Origin of the sequence: Sneathia sanguinegens (assembly GCF_001517935.1) — a bacterium.
GTDB lineage: Bacteria > Fusobacteriota > Fusobacteriia > Fusobacteriales > Leptotrichiaceae > Sneathia > Sneathia sanguinegens.
On the sequence record NZ_LOQF01000005.1, the window covers coordinates 70,397 to 88,000 of the forward strand.

Consider the following 17,604-nt stretch of genomic DNA (forward strand, 5'->3'; position numbering starts at 1 on the left):
TATACTTAATAAGTTGCATGTTATGTAACATTTTTATATATGATTCGAGGTGATTTAATGGCTAAACAAGATGTTCTAGAACTTGAAGGAGAGATACTAGAAGCTCTTCCAAATGCAATGTTTCAAATAAAACTTGAAAATGGGCATATAGTATTAGGGCATATATCTGGTAAAATGCGAATGAATTACATTAAAATTTTACCGGGTGACAAGGTTACGGTAGAAATTTCTCCATATGACTTGTCACGTGGCAGAATCGTCTACAGAAAAAAATAAAGGAGGTTTTCAGATGAAAGTTAAAGCATCTGTTAAAAGCATTTGCGACAAATGCAAGATCATTAAAAGATCAGGAGTCGTTAGAGTAATATGCGAAAACCGTAAACATAATCAAAGACAAGGATAAGAAAAATAGATTAAACATTATTAATAATTTTTATACATACCTAGATATAAAAATTGTAAAGATATGTTTAGCTGTAGGGCTTGTTCTTATCAATAAAATTATGTGGTAAGGCATATTGATGAAGGTAATATCAAATTTAAAGGAGGAAAAAATTTGGCTAGAATAGCAGGAGTGGATATACCAAGAAACAAAAGAGTTGAAATTTCACTAACATATATCTTTGGAGTAGGTAGAAGTACTTCAAATGAAATATTGAAAAAAGCTGGAGTAGACAAGGATATAAAGGTTAAAGATCTTACAGAAGAAGATTTAGGAAAGATCAGAAAAATCATGGATGATTATAAGATCGAAGGAGAATTAAGAAAAGAAATTAGACTTAATATAAAGAGATTAACAGATATAAAATGTTATAGAGGTCTAAGACATAAGATGGGTCTACCAGTAAGAGGTCAAAAGACAAAGACAAATGCTAGAACAAGAAAAGGTCCAGCAAGAATGGCAGTAGCTAAAAAGAAATAATAGTGAATAGGAGGAAAGCTTAAGTGGCAAAGAAAGCAACAGTTTCAAAGAAAAAGAAATTAAAAAATATACCTAATGGTATTGCATATATACATTCAACTTTTAATAATACAGTTGTTACTATTACTGACACAGAAGGAAAAGTAATAGCATGGAAATCAGGGGGAACTTCAGGTTTCAAAGGAACTAAAAAAGGAACTCCATTTGCAGCACAAATTGCAGCTGAACAAGCAGCACAAGTTGCTATTGAAAATGGAATGAAGAAGATAGAAATTAAAATTAAGGGTCCAGGATCAGGAAGAGAAGCTTCAATAAGATCAATACAAGCAACAGAATTAGAGGTTACAAGAGTAGTAGATATAACACCAGTACCTCATAATGGTGCAAGACCACCTAAGAAGAGAATATAATTTAGGGTAAGGAGGAATATTAACAAATGGCAAGAAATATGCAACCAGTTCTAAAAAAATGTAGAACACTTGGATTAGATCCAGTAGCATTAGGAGTAAATAAAAAATCAAAAAGAAATATAAGAGCAAATGCAAATAAAAAATTAACAGAATATGGAACACAATTAAGAGAAAAACAAAAAGCAAAATTTGTATATGGAGTTATGGAAAAACAATTCTATAAATTATATGAAGAAGCAACAAGAAAAGAAGGAGTTACAGGTGAATTACTACTTCAATATCTTGAAAGAAGATTAGATAATGTTATTTATAGACTTGGTTTAGGGTCAACTAGAAGACAAGCAAGACAATTAGTTAATCATGGACATATTCTAGTTAATGGAAAGAAAGTAAATATAGTATCATTTAGAGTAAAACAAGGGGATGTTATTGAAGTTAAAGAACATTCTAAAGAATTAGATGTTATTAAAAATTCAATAGGTAAAAAATCTATCCCTGGTTGGTTAGAATTAGATGAAGGTAAAAAAATTGGAAAGGTTTTAGAAAATCCAACAAGAGATGTAGTTGATTTTGAAGTTGACGAAGCAATGATAATAGAATTCTATTCAAGATGATAGTTTATGCAGTTAGTTTAATAAAATCAATGCAAGGAGTGATTTAGCTTGTTAAATATAGAAAAAATAGCTAAGAATATAAGATTATCTGAAGAAAAGATTAATCAATACTCAGCAATTTACACTTTGGAACCATTGTATAGAGGTTATGGAAATACAATTGGTAATGCATTAAGAAGAATACTTTTATCATCAATTCCTGGTTCAGCAATAAAGGGAATAAAGATAGAAGGAGTTTTAAATGAATTTACAACATTAGATGGTGTAAAAGAAGCTGTTACTGATATAATATTAAATGTTAAGGAAATAGTTATAGAACTTGATGAACCTGGTGAAAAGAGAATGTCTTTATCAGTTAAAGGACCTAAGGTAGTAACTGCTGCAGACATAAAAGCAGAAATGGGAATAAATATTATTAACCCTGATCAAGTAATAGCAACAATAACAACTGATAGAGAATTTAATATGGAATTTATAGTAGATTCTGGTGAAGGTTTCGTTGTATCTGATGAAATTTCAAAAGAAGGTTGGGAAATAGATTATTTAGCAGTAGATGCAATTTATACACCAATAAAGAAAGTAAATTATACAGTTAAAGACACTATGGTTGGGCGTGTTACTAACTATGATAAATTAATATTAGAAATAGAAACAGATGGAAGTGTTGAAATTCATGATGCTTTATCATATGCAGTAGAACTATTATTAACTCATGTAAAACCATTTACAAATATAGGAAATTCAATGTCAAAATATAGAGGAGATGTTGAAGAAGAACAAGAAGTTGAAGTAGCTGAGCCTAATACATATGGTGATATGAAAATAGAAGAATTACAATTATCAGTTAGAGCAACTAACGGATTAAAGAGAGCAAAAATAAATACTATAGGAGATCTTGCAAAATTAACTTTAGCAGAGCTTGAAAAAGTTAAAAACTTAGGTAAGGTTTCATTAAAAGAAATAATAGAAAAACTTAAAGAATATGGATTTAATATTGAATAAAAGATTGGAGGTTGAACAGTAAATGAATCATAGAAAATCATACAGAAAGCTTGGAAGAAGAACAGATCACAGATTAGCTATGTTAAAAAATATGACTATTTCTTTGATAGAATCTGAAAAGATTGAAACAACTGTTACAAGAGCGAAAGAATTAAGAAAGTTTGTAGAAAAAGTAATAACATTAGGTAAAAAATATAATTCAACTGAAGAAGTTGCGAAGCAAATTCATTTAAGAAGACAAGCATTTGCATTTCTTAGAAATGAAGCAGCTGTAGTAAAGGCATTTAAAGAAATAGCACCAAAATATGCACAAAGAAATGGTGGTTATACAAGAATAGTAAAAACTGATGTAAGAAGAGGCGACTCAGCTGAAATGGCAATTATAGAGCTTGTATAGTTAATAAAATTAGGCACTTCATAGGAGTGTCTTTTTTGTAAGGAGAAAAATTATGAAAATAAATATTAGACATATAAATGAAAATGATAAAGAAGTATATTTAAAATTTGCAAATACTTTCTATAATTCAAGTGCATGTTTGCATCCTGTTCCAGAAGAAAATTTAGAAAAATCTTTCTATTTTATGCTTAATAATAACATATATTCAGAACTATTTTTTATAGAAGCAGATGAAAAACCAGTAGGTTATTGTATGATATCAAAAACATTTTCACAAGAAGCTGCTTCTATGGTTCTATTAGTAGAAGAACTATATATCGTAGATACACATAGATCTTTAGGAATAGCGACTAAAGTATTTAATTATTTATTTGATAAGTATAAGGAATTTGGAAGAATAAGATTAGAAGTAATGAAAGGAAATGAAAGGGCTATAAAACTATATAAAAAACTAGGCTTTGTTAATTTGGATTACTTACAAATGATAATTGATAGATAGGAGCAAAAGATGAAAAAAACTGCTATAATATACTTTTTATTAATAGCTATATCAACTTTGGGATTTTCAGAAAATACTAATAATAAAGCATATGGGAAGAATAATATTTTTTTAAAAGATAGTGAAGGAAATAATATTATTGGTAAAGATAATATTATAGGTGGTAAATCAAATGAAATTAATGATAAATATTTAATTGATATATTTTTACAAAGTAGAAATAAAAGTAAAGAAGAAATATTGGATATAATATTTAAAAATTTAGCTCAAAAATATAGTAAAATTAGTGAAATAATTAAGCAAAATAAGAGTAAAAAAGATGATGTAATAAAAAAGAAAATTATTGAAAAATTAAATTTAAATTATGAATATACTAAATATGATTACGAACTAATCAATTGTTTAATTAGTAGAAGAAGAAAAGGCTTATATGGCGTTAAAGCCTTAAAAGATATTATTAGGGAAGAAAGATTTTCAAAAATATTAGATTTTCTTATAACAGATGAAAATAAAAATAAAAGTGAAGAAGAAATAAAAGAATATTTAGGTAATATGGAAAATTATTTAAATAATAATCTTATCTTGGGTAAAAGAAATAAAATAGACTTTGCAAAAAATAGTGTTGTATTAGGAAATAATATTGAAATTGAAAATTCAAATATGGATGGAAGCGTAGTTATTGGTAATGATAATAAAGCGATAGGTTCTGGGTCAATAGTAATAGGAGATAATTCTAAAACTTTAAATATGTATTCAATTGCATTAGGATATAATTGTGAAAGTTTAGGGCAAAATAGTATAACAATAGGTGATAAATCATTAGCCTTAAGTAAATTTAGTATAGCATTTGGAACTAATGCAAAGGTTTATAAAGAAGCAGGAATAGCTATAGGAACTAGTACTGTGGTTAATACTAAAGGTGGTATTGCTTTAGGAATAAATTCACTTGCAGATGATGCTAGTGAAGAAGAAGGTTATAGTCCATATAATGAAATTGATAAAAAATATCAGAAAGTAGATATTATGAATCTTGATAATTTTAAAGGTAATTATTTCCAAACAATGAGAAAAAATACTATTTGGAAGGCTAATTCAGGTGTTTTATCAATTGGAAGTGATAAGAATAGTAGCATTGATGCATTTATCACAAGACAAATATCAAATGTTGCTGCAGGTTATTATGACACAGATGCAGTCAATGTAGCACAATTGAAAGAATTGAAGACTTATGTTGATAATTCTACACCATTTGAATATGCAACAACAGAAGGAAAAAGTTTATATAAATTTAAAAATAAATATTATACCCTTGATAATCAAGAGTATAAGGGTGAAGTTAAAATAAAGGCAAAAGAATTATTTAAATTATCAAATATAAAAAGCTCATTGAATGATAAAAATACTAGTAGAACTCCTAGCGAAAATAGTTCTAATAAAAACGATGTTCTTGTAGTTGAAGATTTAGATAATATAAAAAAGGATATAAAAGAACTTAAAGATTTTAAAAATAAATTCAATGATGTTTCTGAAAAATCAAATTTAGCAATGAATGGAATATCTAATGCAGTAGCAATGGCAAATCTTCCGCAAGTGAATAAAAATTCTGAATGTAACTTAATGGTAGCTTATGGTTTCTATGGAAATTCTCATTCAGTGGCATTGGGTCTTGGTGGAACAAAAAATATGTTTAGTTATAAATTAAGTGGCTCTATTAATAATTCAGGAAATATTGCAGTTGGTTTAGGTTTAGGTGTAAGCTTAAAAAAATCTGATAATTCAATAGAAAATTTAAGTAAAGTAGAGAAAGAATTTAAAGAATATAAAGAACAAAGTGAAAGAAGAATAAATACGTATATAAAACAAATGGATGAGTATAAAGCAAAGTTAGAAAAATTAGAAAAACTTTTGTTGGAATTAAAAAAATAAACCAAAAAATTGAGTGTATGACACTCTTTTTTTTTCTTTTTTTTGGTGGTATAATATAACTGAAAAATAAACATATATAAAAGGAGTTGGTTATTATGCAAAAATCAGCCGTAGTTTGTTTAGTTATATCTATTTTAGCTAGTGTTTCATATGTTGCAGATAGTAATACAACTACTGAGGGAGCATACAATTTAATTTTTAATTCAAGTTTAAATAATAAGATAAATGGTCATGACAATGTTGTTGGTGGAAATTACAATGAAGTAAATGATGAATTTTTGGATATTGCAATAGCAAATAAAAATAAGAGTGAAGAAGAAATTAAAAAAGCAATTTCAGATAAATTAGCTAATGATTATAAAGATGTTTTAGCTATTGTTAAAGCCAATAAAGCCAAATCTGATGGTGAAATACTAAATGCTATAAAAGAAAGTAAGGGTGTAAAAAGTTATGAAATTGTAAAATACAATTTTAGTTTAATAAATGGAATTATTAAAAATGTAAAAGAAGGAAAACTTACAAAAGATGAAGATATACTATATAAAGCTTTTGATCCATATAATATTTACAATAAAAATGTAATAAAGAAAGTAATAGAAAAGAAAGATAAAGATGATAAAGAAATAAAGAAAGACCTTGTAAAATCAGGTAATTACTTAAATAATAATACTTTATTGGGTTATTCAAATAAAGCAAAAAATTCTATGAGAAGTGTTGTAATAGGAGACGGTGCAGAAGTAGAAAATTCTAATAGTGATGGAAATGTTGCAATTGGTAATTCTGCAAAAGCAAAAGGACAAGCAGCAACAGCTGTTGGACCTCGTTCAAGTGCTTTAAATGATACAACAACTGCATTAGGTTATGGTACTATGAGTTTAGGAAAAGGTTCTACAACAGTTGGTAGTAATGCAACAGCATATGGAACTTATGGGCTTGCATTAGGAACTAATTCTAAAGTAATTGGTGAACAAGGAACAGCATTAGGATATAGTGCTGAGGTTTTTGGAGAAGGTAGTGTTGCACTTGGTTCTAGTTCAAGAGCAGATAAAGCTAGCGATAAAGATGGATATAGACCATATAGTGCTATAGATGGAAAATATAAGGGAATTACAAGAGAAAAATTAAGAGAAATAGCACAAAAGGATAGAAAAAAATTACCAGAAGCAATGGAAGCAATGAAAAATGATAGAGTATGGAAAGCAAATTTAGGTGTAGTGTCAATAGGTGATCCTAGATATGGAACAAGACAAATAGCCAATGTTGCTGCAGGTTATTATGACACAGATGCAGTCAATGTAGCACAATTAAAAGAATTGAAGACTTATGTTGATAATTCTACACCATTTGAATATGCAACAACAGAAGGAAAAAGTTTATATAAATTTAAAAATAAATATTATACAAAAGATAATAAAGAGTATACTGGTGAAGTTAAAATAAAGGCAAAAGAATTATTTAAATTATCTAATATAAAAAGCTCATTAAATGATAAAAATACTAGTGAAACTACTCCTAGCGAAAATAGTTCTGATAAAAATGATGTTCTTGTAGTTGAAGATTTAGATAATATAAAAAAGGATATAAAAGAACTTAAAGATTTGAAAGATAAATTTAATAATGTTTCTGAAAAATCAAATTTGGCTGTAAGTGGAATATCAAATGCAGTAGCAATGTCAAATCTTCCACAAGTAAATGAAGAAAGTAAATATAATTTATCAGCAGCATATGGTTATTATGGAAGTTCTCATTCAGTAGCCGTTGGCTTTAGTGGAACTAATAATAGAAGAAATGTAGTATATAAGTTAAGTGGGTCTATTAATAGTTTTGGACATGTTGCAGTTGGTTTAGGTGTAGGTGTAGCAATAAAAAAATATGATAAGTCTACAGAAAATTTAAGTAAAGTTGAGAGAGAATTTAAAGAATATAAAGAACAAAGTGAAAGACAAATAAAAGAATATAAGGAAAGACTTGAAAGATTAGAAAAAGCCTTGTTAGAATTGAAAAAATAAGATAAAAAGCTGTATTGGTTAAACCAGTACAGCTTTTATGATACACCCATTTCAAAAGCATAGGGATTGTATGTTCCACTTCGTTTTTTTAAGCTATTTAAAATTTTAAGAACTTGTTCATAATTTTCAAAAGTAAAATCTAGACGCAATTCATCTATTCCTAAGTTTTCAATTAAATCTAATTTAGGTATTAAATTCATTGGTTTGTATAAATAAAGTTCAACATTATTAAGTTTATTTTTTCTTAAGATATATCTATCATAAAATTCACCTTGTATTTGCATATATGATTTTTTTAATAGATCATGTTCTATGTACATACCCTTTAAATAACCATAAATTACAAGTCCTTTTTTTATGCTATTGGATGTAAGATGTTTTAATTGCTTATAACTTAATTCAGGTGAAAGAAACACAGTATCAATATTTGAAAATTTTGCCATAAAATTAAGACTGTAATTATTAAATATGTTCATATTCCAATTAGTAGATTGTATAATATTTTGTTTTTTTCCACGAAGTAATTGTTCAAAATTATATGCTAAGGTACCTACATTTTTAATTTCAGGTGTATTTAAATTTTTTTCTTTAGATATGTCATAACCTGAATGGTATATTTTTTTTATTCCAAAGTCTTTACAAGCCCGTTCTTGTTCTTTATTTTCAACTAAGGCAGAAATAATAAAGTCTTTTTTTTCATTAGTTTTAGGAAAAGTTTCATATTTAACTTCAACTTTAGCTTTATGATAAGAATTTAAAATTAAATTTTTTAATTTTTCACTAGCCTGTCTTTTTATTTCCTTTAATTCACTAAAGGGAATAAAGCTAACTTTGTCATAATTTAATTCTAAATTTGTAAGCTTGAAAGTAGTATCACCTAATTCTGATATTTTATTATATATATCATTTTCAGAAATATTTTTTTTACATAATTCGTTAAGAGTTATGGTTTGAACCTCTACACAAAAATTTTTATAACTAAAAGTTAGAGAAAGGGGTTGACCTAAAATAGCTTTTAATTTTGCTTGTATATCAATAGTTCTTTTCGTATTTTGTATTTTTTGTTTTATTTCATCATTAAGTTTTTTACTATAATTTTTATAAATGAAAGCTGTATTTTTAGGAATATCTAAGTTAACATATGAATCCTTTGTTGCCTTAGTAACTTTTTTACCATTTTGTATTATTTTATTAACAAATTCACCAGATATGGTTTGAAAGTTACTATTTACAAATTGAATACCATCACCAGTTTCAAGTTCGTCATATAGATGTATCTTATTATTTTTAACACTTGCTAAAAGATAACCAAAATTAGATGAATAATTTAAATTCATAAGTTTATCATCAAGGTAAAAATACCCTTTTGAATAGCCTCTATTGAAGAGCTTATAACTAAGTGAAGGTCTATTAATATTATTTAATACATCACGATAATAGCTAACTGTTTCAAATACATAATTTTCATTTTTTTTACGACCTTCTATTTTTATGGCATTAATACCAATTTCTTCTAATTTTTTTATTTCATTAAAAGTTAATAATTGATCATTTGGTGATAAGGTGTATCTTAGTTTATTATCATCTTGTTTGAATTGTTTTCTACAAGTATATGCACACATACCACGATTTCCACTACGACCACCTATAAAACTACTTATATAGCAATTACCAGAATATGAAATACACATAGCCCCAGAAACAAATACTTCTAGTTCAATATCTGTGTTTTCTCTAATTTTTTTTATTTCTTCAAAAGAAAGTTCCCTTGCTAAAACAATACGTGATAAACCTATAGATTTAAGAAAATTAGCTTCTATATGATTAGAAACTGTCATTTGTGTACTTCCATGAAGGGTCAAATCTTTAAAATTTTCTTTAAGAATAGAAATTAAACCTAAATCTTGTACTATGACAGCATCAATACCATGTTCATATATGGGTAAAAAATTTTTTATTACATTTTTTAATTCTATATCTTTCATAATAGTATTTAGGGTTAGAAGACATTTTACACCACGAAGGTGGGCATAATCTATAGCATCTAATAGTTCTTTAAAACCTAAATTATCATTGTTTCTTCTTGCACCGAAGCCTCTTAAGCCAAAGTATACTTCAGTTGCCCCAGCCTTTATAGCTGCTTCTAATTTTTCATAATTTCCAGCTGGACCTATAATATTCAATTATTTCACCTCCTAATATATGGGTTCTATATGTAAAGTAACACGCTTTATATCATTATTTCTTTTTCTTACATCTAAGCTAACTTTTTCAGCTAATTCATGTGAAATTTCAACTGTTAAATTTTTATCAACTCTGACATCAGCATAAATATATATGTGCTTTCCAGATTGTATCATATAAAGATCGTGTACATATTTTATTTTTTCATTTTCTAAAAGTGTAGTTTTTACTTCATTAAGTATATTTTTATTTTGCGTATCTATAAGGATTAAACTGTGTTCGTAAAGTAAATTAATTGCTTGATAGATAATATATATATTGATTAATGTAGAAACAACTAGGTCTATTTTTTTTGATATATATATAGCTAAAAGTGTTGTGAAAAATACTGAAGTAGAAACTAAAATATCTGATAAATAGTCTTTAATTAAAGTTTTTAAAAGTGCATTATTGAATTTGTAAGCAACCTGTCTAACAAAAATATATTGAAATATTTTTAAAAGTATAAAAAGAAAAGTAAAGAAAAAAAGTAAATAATTATTAGTTATTAGACTATCGGTTTTATTTGATATATATACCTTTATACTTTCAAGTATAGCACTTAGAGAAGATAAAAGCATTATTGTTGCAATCAATAAGCTGAAAATAGATTCAATTTTACCATAACCAAAGGGTCTTTTTTTATCTTCGGGAGAAGTAGAAATTTTAAAACCTATAACAACTAACAAATTTGTTATACAATCTGAAGACGAATTAATACCGTCAGCTATAATACTAAAAAAACCAAAGAAAAATCCAATGACTATTTTTAATAAGGCGAGTACTAAATTTAGTATAAAGGAAAAAATACTTGTATAAAAAATAGTACTTTCTTGTTGTTTTTCATCTAATAAACCTGAATAAACAAGTCTGTTATTTTCAATGTTAAAACCTTCTTTTTTTAGAAGATTATATAGGGCATTATCAAAATTAGGAACAATAAGACTATCAAAATTATTTTTTTTAGCATATTGTAAGCATTTTGTAAGAAGAGTTTTTCCATAACTAATATATCTTTTATTAGGGATTACATAAAATTCTTTTACTATATTTTCTTCTAAAATTGCATAACAAATTTGTTCATTATTTTCAATTATATTTATTTTCATAAAACCTCCATATAAAAAGGTCATACATTAAATTCTCGAAACACAATTACCATCCGTTTCATATGATTTCACTCAAGTGTAGCTACTCTATAAACCTAGAAATCTAGTCTTAATGCTGCTTCGTTCCCGATCTGACATAGTTCGCCTAATTTCTACCAAATAGAACTACACTCTCAACACTTCCTCATATGGCGTAATACCAAAGTGTACCTTAAAAATAATATGGCTTCCACTAAAGCGGATTGTGGATATAGGGCACCGCTAGCTCCCCAGCTTGTATGACCATTATAAATAGTAACATTATTTAAAAAAAAAATCAAATAAATTTTGTAAAAAAAATATATAAATGATATAATAAAGGAAAAAAAGGAGGAAAAATGCTGGATAAGATATTATGGGGGATATTCTATATTATAACTGCAGTTATAATTTTATTCTTCTTATTCAAAGAAAAGAAAGTTACTGAGATTTTAGAAAATATATCAGATGCTTTTTCAAGTAGAATTGAAATAAAAAAGGAAATTAATAAAAATGTTATTATTGGTTTAAATATATTTAACTGTTTTGTTGTAGGTGGAATTTTTATATTTTTTGTAGATAAGACAGCAAGTGATATTTTACCCTTAAAGCAAGTAGCCCTATATGTAGTAGTAATAGCTAATATAGTTTTATTACTTTTAAATAAAAAGAAAGAATATTTATTTGTTTTAAATATTATAATGTTATTTATAGGTGTTAATATATTTGGAATTTATGATAAGAGTTTTAACTTGAGTATGGCCTTATCTGTACCCTTACTTCTTATATCAATTTATTTGGAGAAGGAAGATTTTAGAAAAAGATGTAGATTTTTGATTAATGCGATATTTTTACTTATTTTAATAACTATATTACAAAGTCATTATTTGGGAAATTATGTAATACCTACTCAATCAATGGAACCTACTATTTTAACGAAAGATAGAATTTTTTCAAATAATATTATATATAAATTTGAAAATCCTAAATTAAATGATATTATTTCTTTTGAAGAACCACTTAATAACCAAGTTATGTATACAAAAAGAATAACAGGTGTAGCTGGTACAATATTTAAAATACAAGATAATAAGATATATAGTAATAGCTTGAAAATAAGCGATAGATATTATAATAATGGTAAAGATTCTTTATACGAAATTTTGGGGCAAAATGAAATATATATACCTAAAAAAGGTGATGAAGTTAGAATTATTAAAGTATTGGAATTTGATAGTGAAGCAGGTAAAATAAATATTTTGACTCCTCAAGAATTTTTAAATAAATATAGGGGTCAAGACTATACAAAACTTGTGGGATTGTATAATAATATAACAGATAGAAGTATAACAAAGAGATATACATTTATAATGCAAGAAAAGAATCATAATGAATTAATGTTACCTATATTAGATTTTAAATATAATAAAAGAAGATTTGAAAAACTTTTAAGTGGTCAATATGAAAAACTAACTGATGATTATTATATGGCTATGGGTGACAATACTGATAATAGTGAAGATTCAAGATATTTTGGTTATGTTAAAAAGAGTAGAATAAGAGGTAAGTTATTCTTTAGATGGATGCCTTTTAATAGAATAGGATTTATGTCAAATGGAAATTAAAACTATAGTTGAAATACATAATGAAAATTTTGAAAAAAAGGTTGATTCATCATATTTTGAAAGTTTAACGAATATTTATAATATTTATACAATAGAAAATAAGGGCTATTTAATCTTATTGGATAGTGTAGATGTATATGAAATATTTGAAATAGCGGTTAGCATAAAAGAACAAAGTAAGGGCATAGGAAGTAGATTAATGTCCTTACTTCCAAAAGATAAAGATATTTTATTAGAAGTTAATGAAAAAAATACAAAAGCCTTAGCCTTATATAAAAGACAAGGCTTTTTGCAAATATATGAAAGAAAAAAATATTATGGAGATTTTAGTGCAATAATAATGAAAAAAGTTTGTGTTTTATAAGTTTTCATTATATACTTTATTATGAGAAAGTTAAGAAAAAGTGAGTTTAGATTACTTAATATAATATTTAAAGAAAAAAGGATTAGTTCTTGCGAATTACAAAAAAAATTAAAAATTACTGGTGCTGCTATATCTAGAACACTTAAAAAATTAGAAGAAGTAGGATATATCAAACAGGTTCATGAAAAAAATTTTAATAAGAAAGGAAGACCTAGAAAAATAGTTAAAATAAATGAAGATTTTAAGAAAGTTATAGGTGTAACACTAGGTTTAGGTTTTTTGAGTATATCGGTAGCTAATTTGGAAGGAAAAATCCTTGAAAATAAAAGAAAAAAATTTTTCATAAAGAAAAATAAAAGTTTAATTGATTTATTATTAGAAGAAATGTCTAAAATAATATCAAAATATTCTAAAAATGAAATTATTGGTATAGGTGTAGCTATACATGGGATTGTTGATCCTTTTAAAAAAGAAATAATTCTGTCACCTTTTTTTAAATGGAAAAATTTAAAATTAGGGGATTTATTAGAAGAAAAATTTGATATTCCTGTGATTTTAGAAAATAATGTGAATGCAATGTTAAATGCTGAAAATTTATTTGGTCGTTCTAAAAATATGGAAAATTGTTTATATATTTATATGAACAATGGTGTAGGTGGAGCATTAAAAATTAATAACAGTATATATAGAGGATCAAGACTGCAAGCCGGAGAAATAGGGCATTATATTATAGATAAAAATTCAAATTGTGTATGTAATTGTGGTAAAGTGGGTTGCTTACAATTTGAGTTTTCAGCAGAAAATATAAAATTATTAATTGCAAATGAGATAGAAAAGAAATTTATGAATAAATATAATATAGATAAATACGAAATGAAGCAAATATATGCTGTAACAAAAAAATATCCTCTTTTAAAAAAAATAATTGAAAGATTAGCAATGAGAATGGGAGAATATATAGGAAATTTATTACAAGTTATAGATATAGATAATGTAATAATTGCAGGTGATATAATTTATACAAAAAATATATTTATTGATTCTTTTCAAAAAGGTATAGATAAAAATTTAATAAAAGAAATACAAGATGAAAAAATTAATGTATATTATACAGAATTGAAAGATAAAATAGAAGATATTTCTTCTGTAAGTCTAATCTTAAAAAAGCTATTTGAATATGATGATTTAATTAGTATTTAAAAAGGTGCAATACGTTTGTAATGCACCCTTTTTTTAATCAATCATAAGTAATATAGGTGTTCTAAGTAAGCTTGCATAAGTTACTAAAGGTAATTTTGATTTAACATATTTATTTAGATTAAAATCTTTGTCAATAGAATAAATACTGCATTTATCAATTTCTAAATATTTTTTCATTTCTTCAATAACTTCATCAATATTTTTTATACCATCAACTAAACCATTTAAATAAGCTTGTTCTCCTGTCCAAACACGACCTTGTGCTATTCGTTCTAATCTATTGTCAGACATATGTCTTGCTTTAATAACAACAGTTTTGAATTCTTTATAAACAGCATTCATATGATCTATAATAATTTCAGTAGTTTCTCTTGTTAGATTTTCATATAAATTTCCATATTCTGTTGTTTTACCTATTGATAAACCATCAAAATTCAAACCTAAATTTTTAGTTAACTTAGTAAAAGTAGGATACATACTAACAACTCCTATTGAACCTGTAAGAGTATTTTTGTTTGCAAACATTTTGTCAGCAGCACAAGAAATATAGTAACCACCAGAAGCACAAACATCTTTCATTGAAACAAAAAGAGGTACTGTGATTTTTTCTTTTAAATATGAATAAATTAAGCTAGATTCATATGCAGATCCTCCAGGTGAATTTATTTGTAATATAACACCAGCAAGGCTAGTGCCTATATCATTGACTTTTTCAACTTTTTTCTTTACTTCTTCAAAACTAAGTTCTTTTTCACTTATTGTACCATCTAAACTAACAATGGCTATTACATTCTTTTGTTGTTTCTTTTTTTTGAACTTATATGAAGTGATAGTTACTATTTTTTCTTTATCAAGTAATTCCCATTTATTAATACGCTTATCAATTAAATTTTTATTAGAATTAAAAAATAAATTTCCTGATAAAATATCTTCTGTTGGATCATAATTTCTTCTTTCCTTTATTGTATCAATAAAGTTTTTAAATCTAATATCAAATAAAGTTTTTAAATTTTCTTTGAAAGGCTCACTCATTTTTGATCTTGAATAATTTTCTCCAGCAGCCTTGTATGAACCTATGTGTAAAATATTCATTCTAACACCTATTTTTTTGAAAAAATCTTTGAAATATGTTATTTTTCTTGAATATCCTCTTAAAATTAATGATGAATTTATGGTATTTTCCAAATAAATTTTATCGGCTAAAAGAGCTAAATAATATGTTTCATTTGTAAGAAGTGTAGCTATGGCTATAACTTCCTTTTCTTTATTTAATTTTTTAAATATAGGTTGTAATTCTTCGATTTGTACAGAAGTTAAAGAAGTTTTGTCTACATCTATAATTATTTTCTTTATTTTTTCATCATATAAAACAAAATCTAATTTTTGTTTAAGTTCTAAAAAGTTCATTTTTTCGTCAAATGGATTATTTTCTTTATCGTAGCAGAAATTTTTATTTATTAAAAGCGTGTTAGCTTTTTTTTGCTTAATAGTTTTTAAATTTTTGTTTAAAAAAAATTGTTTAAATACAAAAAGACAAAGAATGAACAAGATTAAAAGAATAAAAAAAGCGATAAATATACTATTCAAAACACTGTAAAACAAATTTGACATTTAATCCTCCTATTGTAAATATTTTGTATTTATTATATCATGTAATTACCAAAAATACAAAAGAGGTGAATAAAATGAACTACGGCTGGTTTTTAATAACATTAGGAGCAGCAATGTGGGGTATAGATGGAGTGTTACTAACACCTAGATACTTTCAATATGGTTTTTATGATGTGAAATTCATTGTATTTGTATCTCATTTATTTCCTACAATCATATTATCAATATTATTTTTCAATAAATATAAGCTATTGAAAAAGTTTAAAAAACATGATTTTATTTTTTATGGTTTAATATCATTATTTGGAGGGTGTATAGGGACTTTATCAATAGTTAAGGCTTTACAGTTAAGTAATTATAGTTTGAGTATGGTTACACTTATTCAAAAAGCACAGCCAATATTTGCAGTAATATTAGCCTATATTATTTTAGGTGAAAGACCAAAAAAAAGATTCTATATCATATTGGTAATAACATTAGTTGCCTTATACTTATTGATATTTGGATTAAAAAATCCTGGTTTATTACCTAAGCAAAATTTACAAGCTGCAATATATTCATTTATAGCCGCAATGTCATTTGGAGGTTCAACAGTTTTTGGAAAAGCTGTAGTAAATAATCATTCATTTTTAACTACAACTTTTTATAGATTTTTATTCACAACACTAATCATGGTTGTAATTTTAATAATATTCCCAAGTAACACTGTTGCATCTTTTTCTCAATATATATCAAGTCCTAATATTTATTTATTAACTATAATTATTGCAATATATAGCTTGATAGGTATTATGATATATTATAAGGGAATGATAACAACCAAAGCCTCATATGCAACAATTTGTGAATTAGCCTATCCTTTGACTTCAGTAATAGTTGAAGCAGTGGTTTATAAGCATTATTTAACTCATTTACAAATTTTAGCTGCTATAGTATTAATAGGATCAATAGTATATTTGAATTTAGGTAAGGAATAAAAAATGAGCAAATGCTCATTTTTTTTTACCATTTTTAATTGATTTGAAAGAAAAAGATTTCTATTTAAAAAATATAATTGCTGATGCAGGATATGAAAGTTATGAAAATTATGAATATATAGATAAAAATAATTTGATAACATATATAAAGCCACAACAATATGAAAAAAGTAAAACTAGAAATTTCCAAAAAGATTTAAACAGATTAGAAAATTTAATATATAATCTAGATAATAATACTCTTAGCAGAAAAGATGGATTTGAATTGCAATATATAGGAAATTCTTTAAGAAAAGGTATTGAATACAAGATATATTACAATTCTAAAATTTCTAAAAATGTTTGGTATAATTACAAATTTAGAGAGTATTCAAAACAATCTGAAAAAAATATTTGTAGTGAATTAGGCAAACGATTAAGAATTAATAGATCAATTCAAGTAGAAGGTTCATTTGGATTAATAAAAGAAACTTTAAAATTCCGTAAATTAAAAATTAGGGGAAAAGAAAATGTGGAAAGAGAAATAGGGTTTCTTTTATTAGGTTACAATTTCAGAATGCATATTCAAAAGAGAAAAAATAATAAAATAGGAAATATTCTACATGAATTAAAAAAAGAAACTTAAAAATTTAATTAAAAATCAAGTTTCTTATTTTTTTTTATTTTTTTATTTTTTTTTTATTTTTTTTTATTTTTTT

18 protein-coding genes and 1 other RNA gene are annotated in these 17,604 nt (G+C 25.5%); 15 read left to right on the forward strand and 4 right to left on the reverse strand.

The features are described 5' to 3' along the window. The first annotated feature begins 57 nt into the window (after positions 1-57). The 10 genes from infA to AWT65_RS03415 all read left to right on the forward strand — a co-directional run bounded on the left by infA (position 58) and on the right by AWT65_RS03415 (position 7,779). Positions 58-276 (forward strand): translation initiation factor IF-1, encoded by a 219-nt coding sequence (gene infA / locus AWT65_RS03370; protein ID WP_066729362.1) that lies wholly within the window; start codon positions 58-60, stop codon positions 274-276. Between the two features lie 13 nt (positions 277-289). Further along, positions 290-403: a 50S ribosomal protein L36 gene (rpmJ, locus tag AWT65_RS03375; RefSeq protein ID WP_066729364.1), complete on the forward strand. Its 114-nt coding sequence runs from the start codon at positions 290-292 to the stop codon at positions 401-403. Positions 404-556: 153 nt separating this feature from the next. Continuing rightward, positions 557-922, forward strand: a complete 366-nt coding sequence (gene rpsM, locus AWT65_RS03380) for a 30S ribosomal protein S13 (RefSeq protein WP_066729365.1) — start codon at positions 557-559, stop codon at positions 920-922. Between the two features lie 23 nt (positions 923-945). Then, positions 946-1,332 carry a 30S ribosomal protein S11 gene (gene rpsK / locus AWT65_RS03385; RefSeq protein ID WP_066729367.1) on the forward strand — a complete coding sequence of 129 codons (387 nt, stop codon included), beginning with the start codon at positions 946-948 and terminating at the stop codon, positions 1,330-1,332. Positions 1,333-1,358: 26 nt separating this feature from the next. Next, positions 1,359-1,946: a 30S ribosomal protein S4 gene (rpsD, locus tag AWT65_RS03390; RefSeq protein WP_066729369.1), complete on the forward strand. Its 588-nt coding sequence runs from the start codon at positions 1,359-1,361 to the stop codon at positions 1,944-1,946. Positions 1,947-1,994: 48 nt separating this feature from the next. Beyond that, positions 1,995-2,948: a DNA-directed RNA polymerase subunit alpha gene (locus tag AWT65_RS03395; RefSeq protein WP_066729370.1), complete on the forward strand. Its 954-nt coding sequence runs from the start codon at positions 1,995-1,997 to the stop codon at positions 2,946-2,948. A 22-nt stretch (positions 2,949-2,970) separates the two neighbouring features. Further along, positions 2,971-3,345 (forward strand): 50S ribosomal protein L17, encoded by a 375-nt coding sequence (gene rplQ, locus AWT65_RS03400; RefSeq protein WP_066729372.1) that lies wholly within the window; start codon positions 2,971-2,973, stop codon positions 3,343-3,345. A gap of 52 nt (positions 3,346-3,397) precedes the next feature. After that, complete coding sequence (locus AWT65_RS03405; RefSeq protein ID WP_066729373.1) at positions 3,398-3,844, forward strand: GNAT family N-acetyltransferase; 447 nt, start codon at positions 3,398-3,400, stop codon at positions 3,842-3,844. Positions 3,845-3,853: 9 nt separating this feature from the next. Continuing rightward, positions 3,854-5,770, forward strand: coding sequence for a YadA-like family protein (locus AWT65_RS03410; protein WP_066729375.1), 1,917 nt, complete (start codon positions 3,854-3,856; stop codon positions 5,768-5,770). A gap of 95 nt (positions 5,771-5,865) precedes the next feature. Next, positions 5,866-7,779, forward strand: coding sequence for a YadA-like family protein (locus AWT65_RS03415; protein ID WP_066729377.1), 1,914 nt, complete (start codon positions 5,866-5,868; stop codon positions 7,777-7,779). Positions 7,780-7,814: 35 nt separating this feature from the next. Here the strand turns inward: AWT65_RS03415 and AWT65_RS03420 are convergent, their stop codons facing one another. From AWT65_RS03420 to ffs, 3 genes are all read right to left on the reverse strand, one after another. Then, entirely contained in the window at positions 7,815-9,962 is a 2,148-nt protein-coding gene (locus AWT65_RS03420) for a peptidase U32 family protein (RefSeq protein ID WP_066729379.1), read from the reverse strand. A 12-nt stretch (positions 9,963-9,974) separates the two neighbouring features. Continuing rightward, positions 9,975-11,111: a cation diffusion facilitator family transporter gene (locus AWT65_RS03425; RefSeq protein WP_066729380.1), complete on the reverse strand. Its 1,137-nt coding sequence runs from the start codon at positions 11,109-11,111 to the stop codon at positions 9,975-9,977. Between the two features lie 20 nt (positions 11,112-11,131). Next, an RNA gene (gene ffs, locus AWT65_RS03430) (signal recognition particle sRNA large type) lies at positions 11,132-11,393 on the reverse strand. A gap of 95 nt (positions 11,394-11,488) precedes the next feature. Between ffs and lepB the strand changes: the two genes are divergently transcribed. Genes lepB through AWT65_RS03450 form a run of 3 tightly spaced genes read left to right on the forward strand, consistent with a single transcriptional unit; the run spans position 11,489 to position 14,318 of the window. Then, positions 11,489-12,754: a signal peptidase I gene (gene lepB / locus AWT65_RS03440; protein ID WP_066729382.1), complete on the forward strand. Its 1,266-nt coding sequence runs from the start codon at positions 11,489-11,491 to the stop codon at positions 12,752-12,754. Further along, complete coding sequence (locus AWT65_RS03445) at positions 12,744-13,118, forward strand: GNAT family N-acetyltransferase (protein ID WP_066729384.1); 375 nt, start codon at positions 12,744-12,746, stop codon at positions 13,116-13,118. Before lepB ends, AWT65_RS03445 begins: the two co-directional genes overlap by 11 nt. Before the next feature lie 21 nt (positions 13,119-13,139). Then, positions 13,140-14,318 carry an ROK family transcriptional regulator gene (locus AWT65_RS03450; protein ID WP_066729386.1) on the forward strand — a complete coding sequence of 393 codons (1,179 nt, stop codon included), beginning with the start codon at positions 13,140-13,142 and terminating at the stop codon, positions 14,316-14,318. 33 nt (positions 14,319-14,351) lie between these two features. Here AWT65_RS03450 and sppA read toward each other — a convergent pair whose 3' ends face one another. Then, positions 14,352-15,929, reverse strand: a complete 1,578-nt coding sequence (gene sppA, locus AWT65_RS03455; RefSeq protein WP_066729394.1) for a signal peptide peptidase SppA — start codon at positions 15,927-15,929, stop codon at positions 14,352-14,354. A 74-nt stretch (positions 15,930-16,003) separates the two neighbouring features. On the opposite strand from sppA, the gene AWT65_RS03460 reads away from it, so the two are divergent. Both AWT65_RS03460 and AWT65_RS03465 read left to right on the forward strand, forming a co-directional pair. Continuing rightward, positions 16,004-16,906, forward strand: coding sequence for a DMT family transporter (locus AWT65_RS03460; RefSeq protein WP_066729396.1), 903 nt, complete (start codon positions 16,004-16,006; stop codon positions 16,904-16,906). 37 nt (positions 16,907-16,943) lie between these two features. After that, positions 16,944-17,531, forward strand: a complete 588-nt coding sequence (locus AWT65_RS03465) for a transposase (RefSeq protein ID WP_083497811.1) — start codon at positions 16,944-16,946, stop codon at positions 17,529-17,531. The last annotated feature ends 73 nt before the right edge of the window (positions 17,532-17,604 follow it).

What these genes read in the sequence shown, in the direction of transcription:
- AWT65_RS03445 (WP_066729384.1), top strand. Translation starts at nt 12,744, where the DNA reads ATGGAAATTAAAACTATAGTTGAAATACATAATGAAAATTTTGAAAAA.
- rplQ (WP_066729372.1), top strand. Translation starts at nt 2,971, where the DNA reads ATGAATCATAGAAAATCATACAGAAAGCTTGGAAGAAGAACAGATCAC.
- AWT65_RS03460 (WP_066729396.1), top strand. Translation starts at nt 16,004, where the DNA reads ATGAACTACGGCTGGTTTTTAATAACATTAGGAGCAGCAATGTGGGGT.
- infA (WP_066729362.1), top strand. Translation starts at nt 58, where the DNA reads ATGGCTAAACAAGATGTTCTAGAACTTGAAGGAGAGATACTAGAAGCT.
- rpmJ (WP_066729364.1), top strand. Translation starts at nt 290, where the DNA reads ATGAAAGTTAAAGCATCTGTTAAAAGCATTTGCGACAAATGCAAGATC.
- AWT65_RS03415 (WP_066729377.1), top strand. Translation starts at nt 5,866, where the DNA reads ATGCAAAAATCAGCCGTAGTTTGTTTAGTTATATCTATTTTAGCTAGT.
- rpsD (WP_066729369.1), top strand. Translation starts at nt 1,359, where the DNA reads ATGGCAAGAAATATGCAACCAGTTCTAAAAAAATGTAGAACACTTGGA.
- AWT65_RS03425 (WP_066729380.1), bottom strand. Translation starts at nt 11,111, where the DNA reads ATGAAAATAAATATAATTGAAAATAATGAACAAATTTGTTATGCAATT.
- AWT65_RS03405 (WP_066729373.1), top strand. Translation starts at nt 3,398, where the DNA reads ATGAAAATAAATATTAGACATATAAATGAAAATGATAAAGAAGTATAT.
- lepB (WP_066729382.1), top strand. Translation starts at nt 11,489, where the DNA reads ATGCTGGATAAGATATTATGGGGGATATTCTATATTATAACTGCAGTT.
- sppA (WP_066729394.1), bottom strand. Translation starts at nt 15,929, where the DNA reads ATGTCAAATTTGTTTTACAGTGTTTTGAATAGTATATTTATCGCTTTT.
- AWT65_RS03410 (WP_066729375.1), top strand. Translation starts at nt 3,854, where the DNA reads ATGAAAAAAACTGCTATAATATACTTTTTATTAATAGCTATATCAACT.
- AWT65_RS03450 (WP_066729386.1), top strand. Translation starts at nt 13,140, where the DNA reads ATGAGAAAGTTAAGAAAAAGTGAGTTTAGATTACTTAATATAATATTT.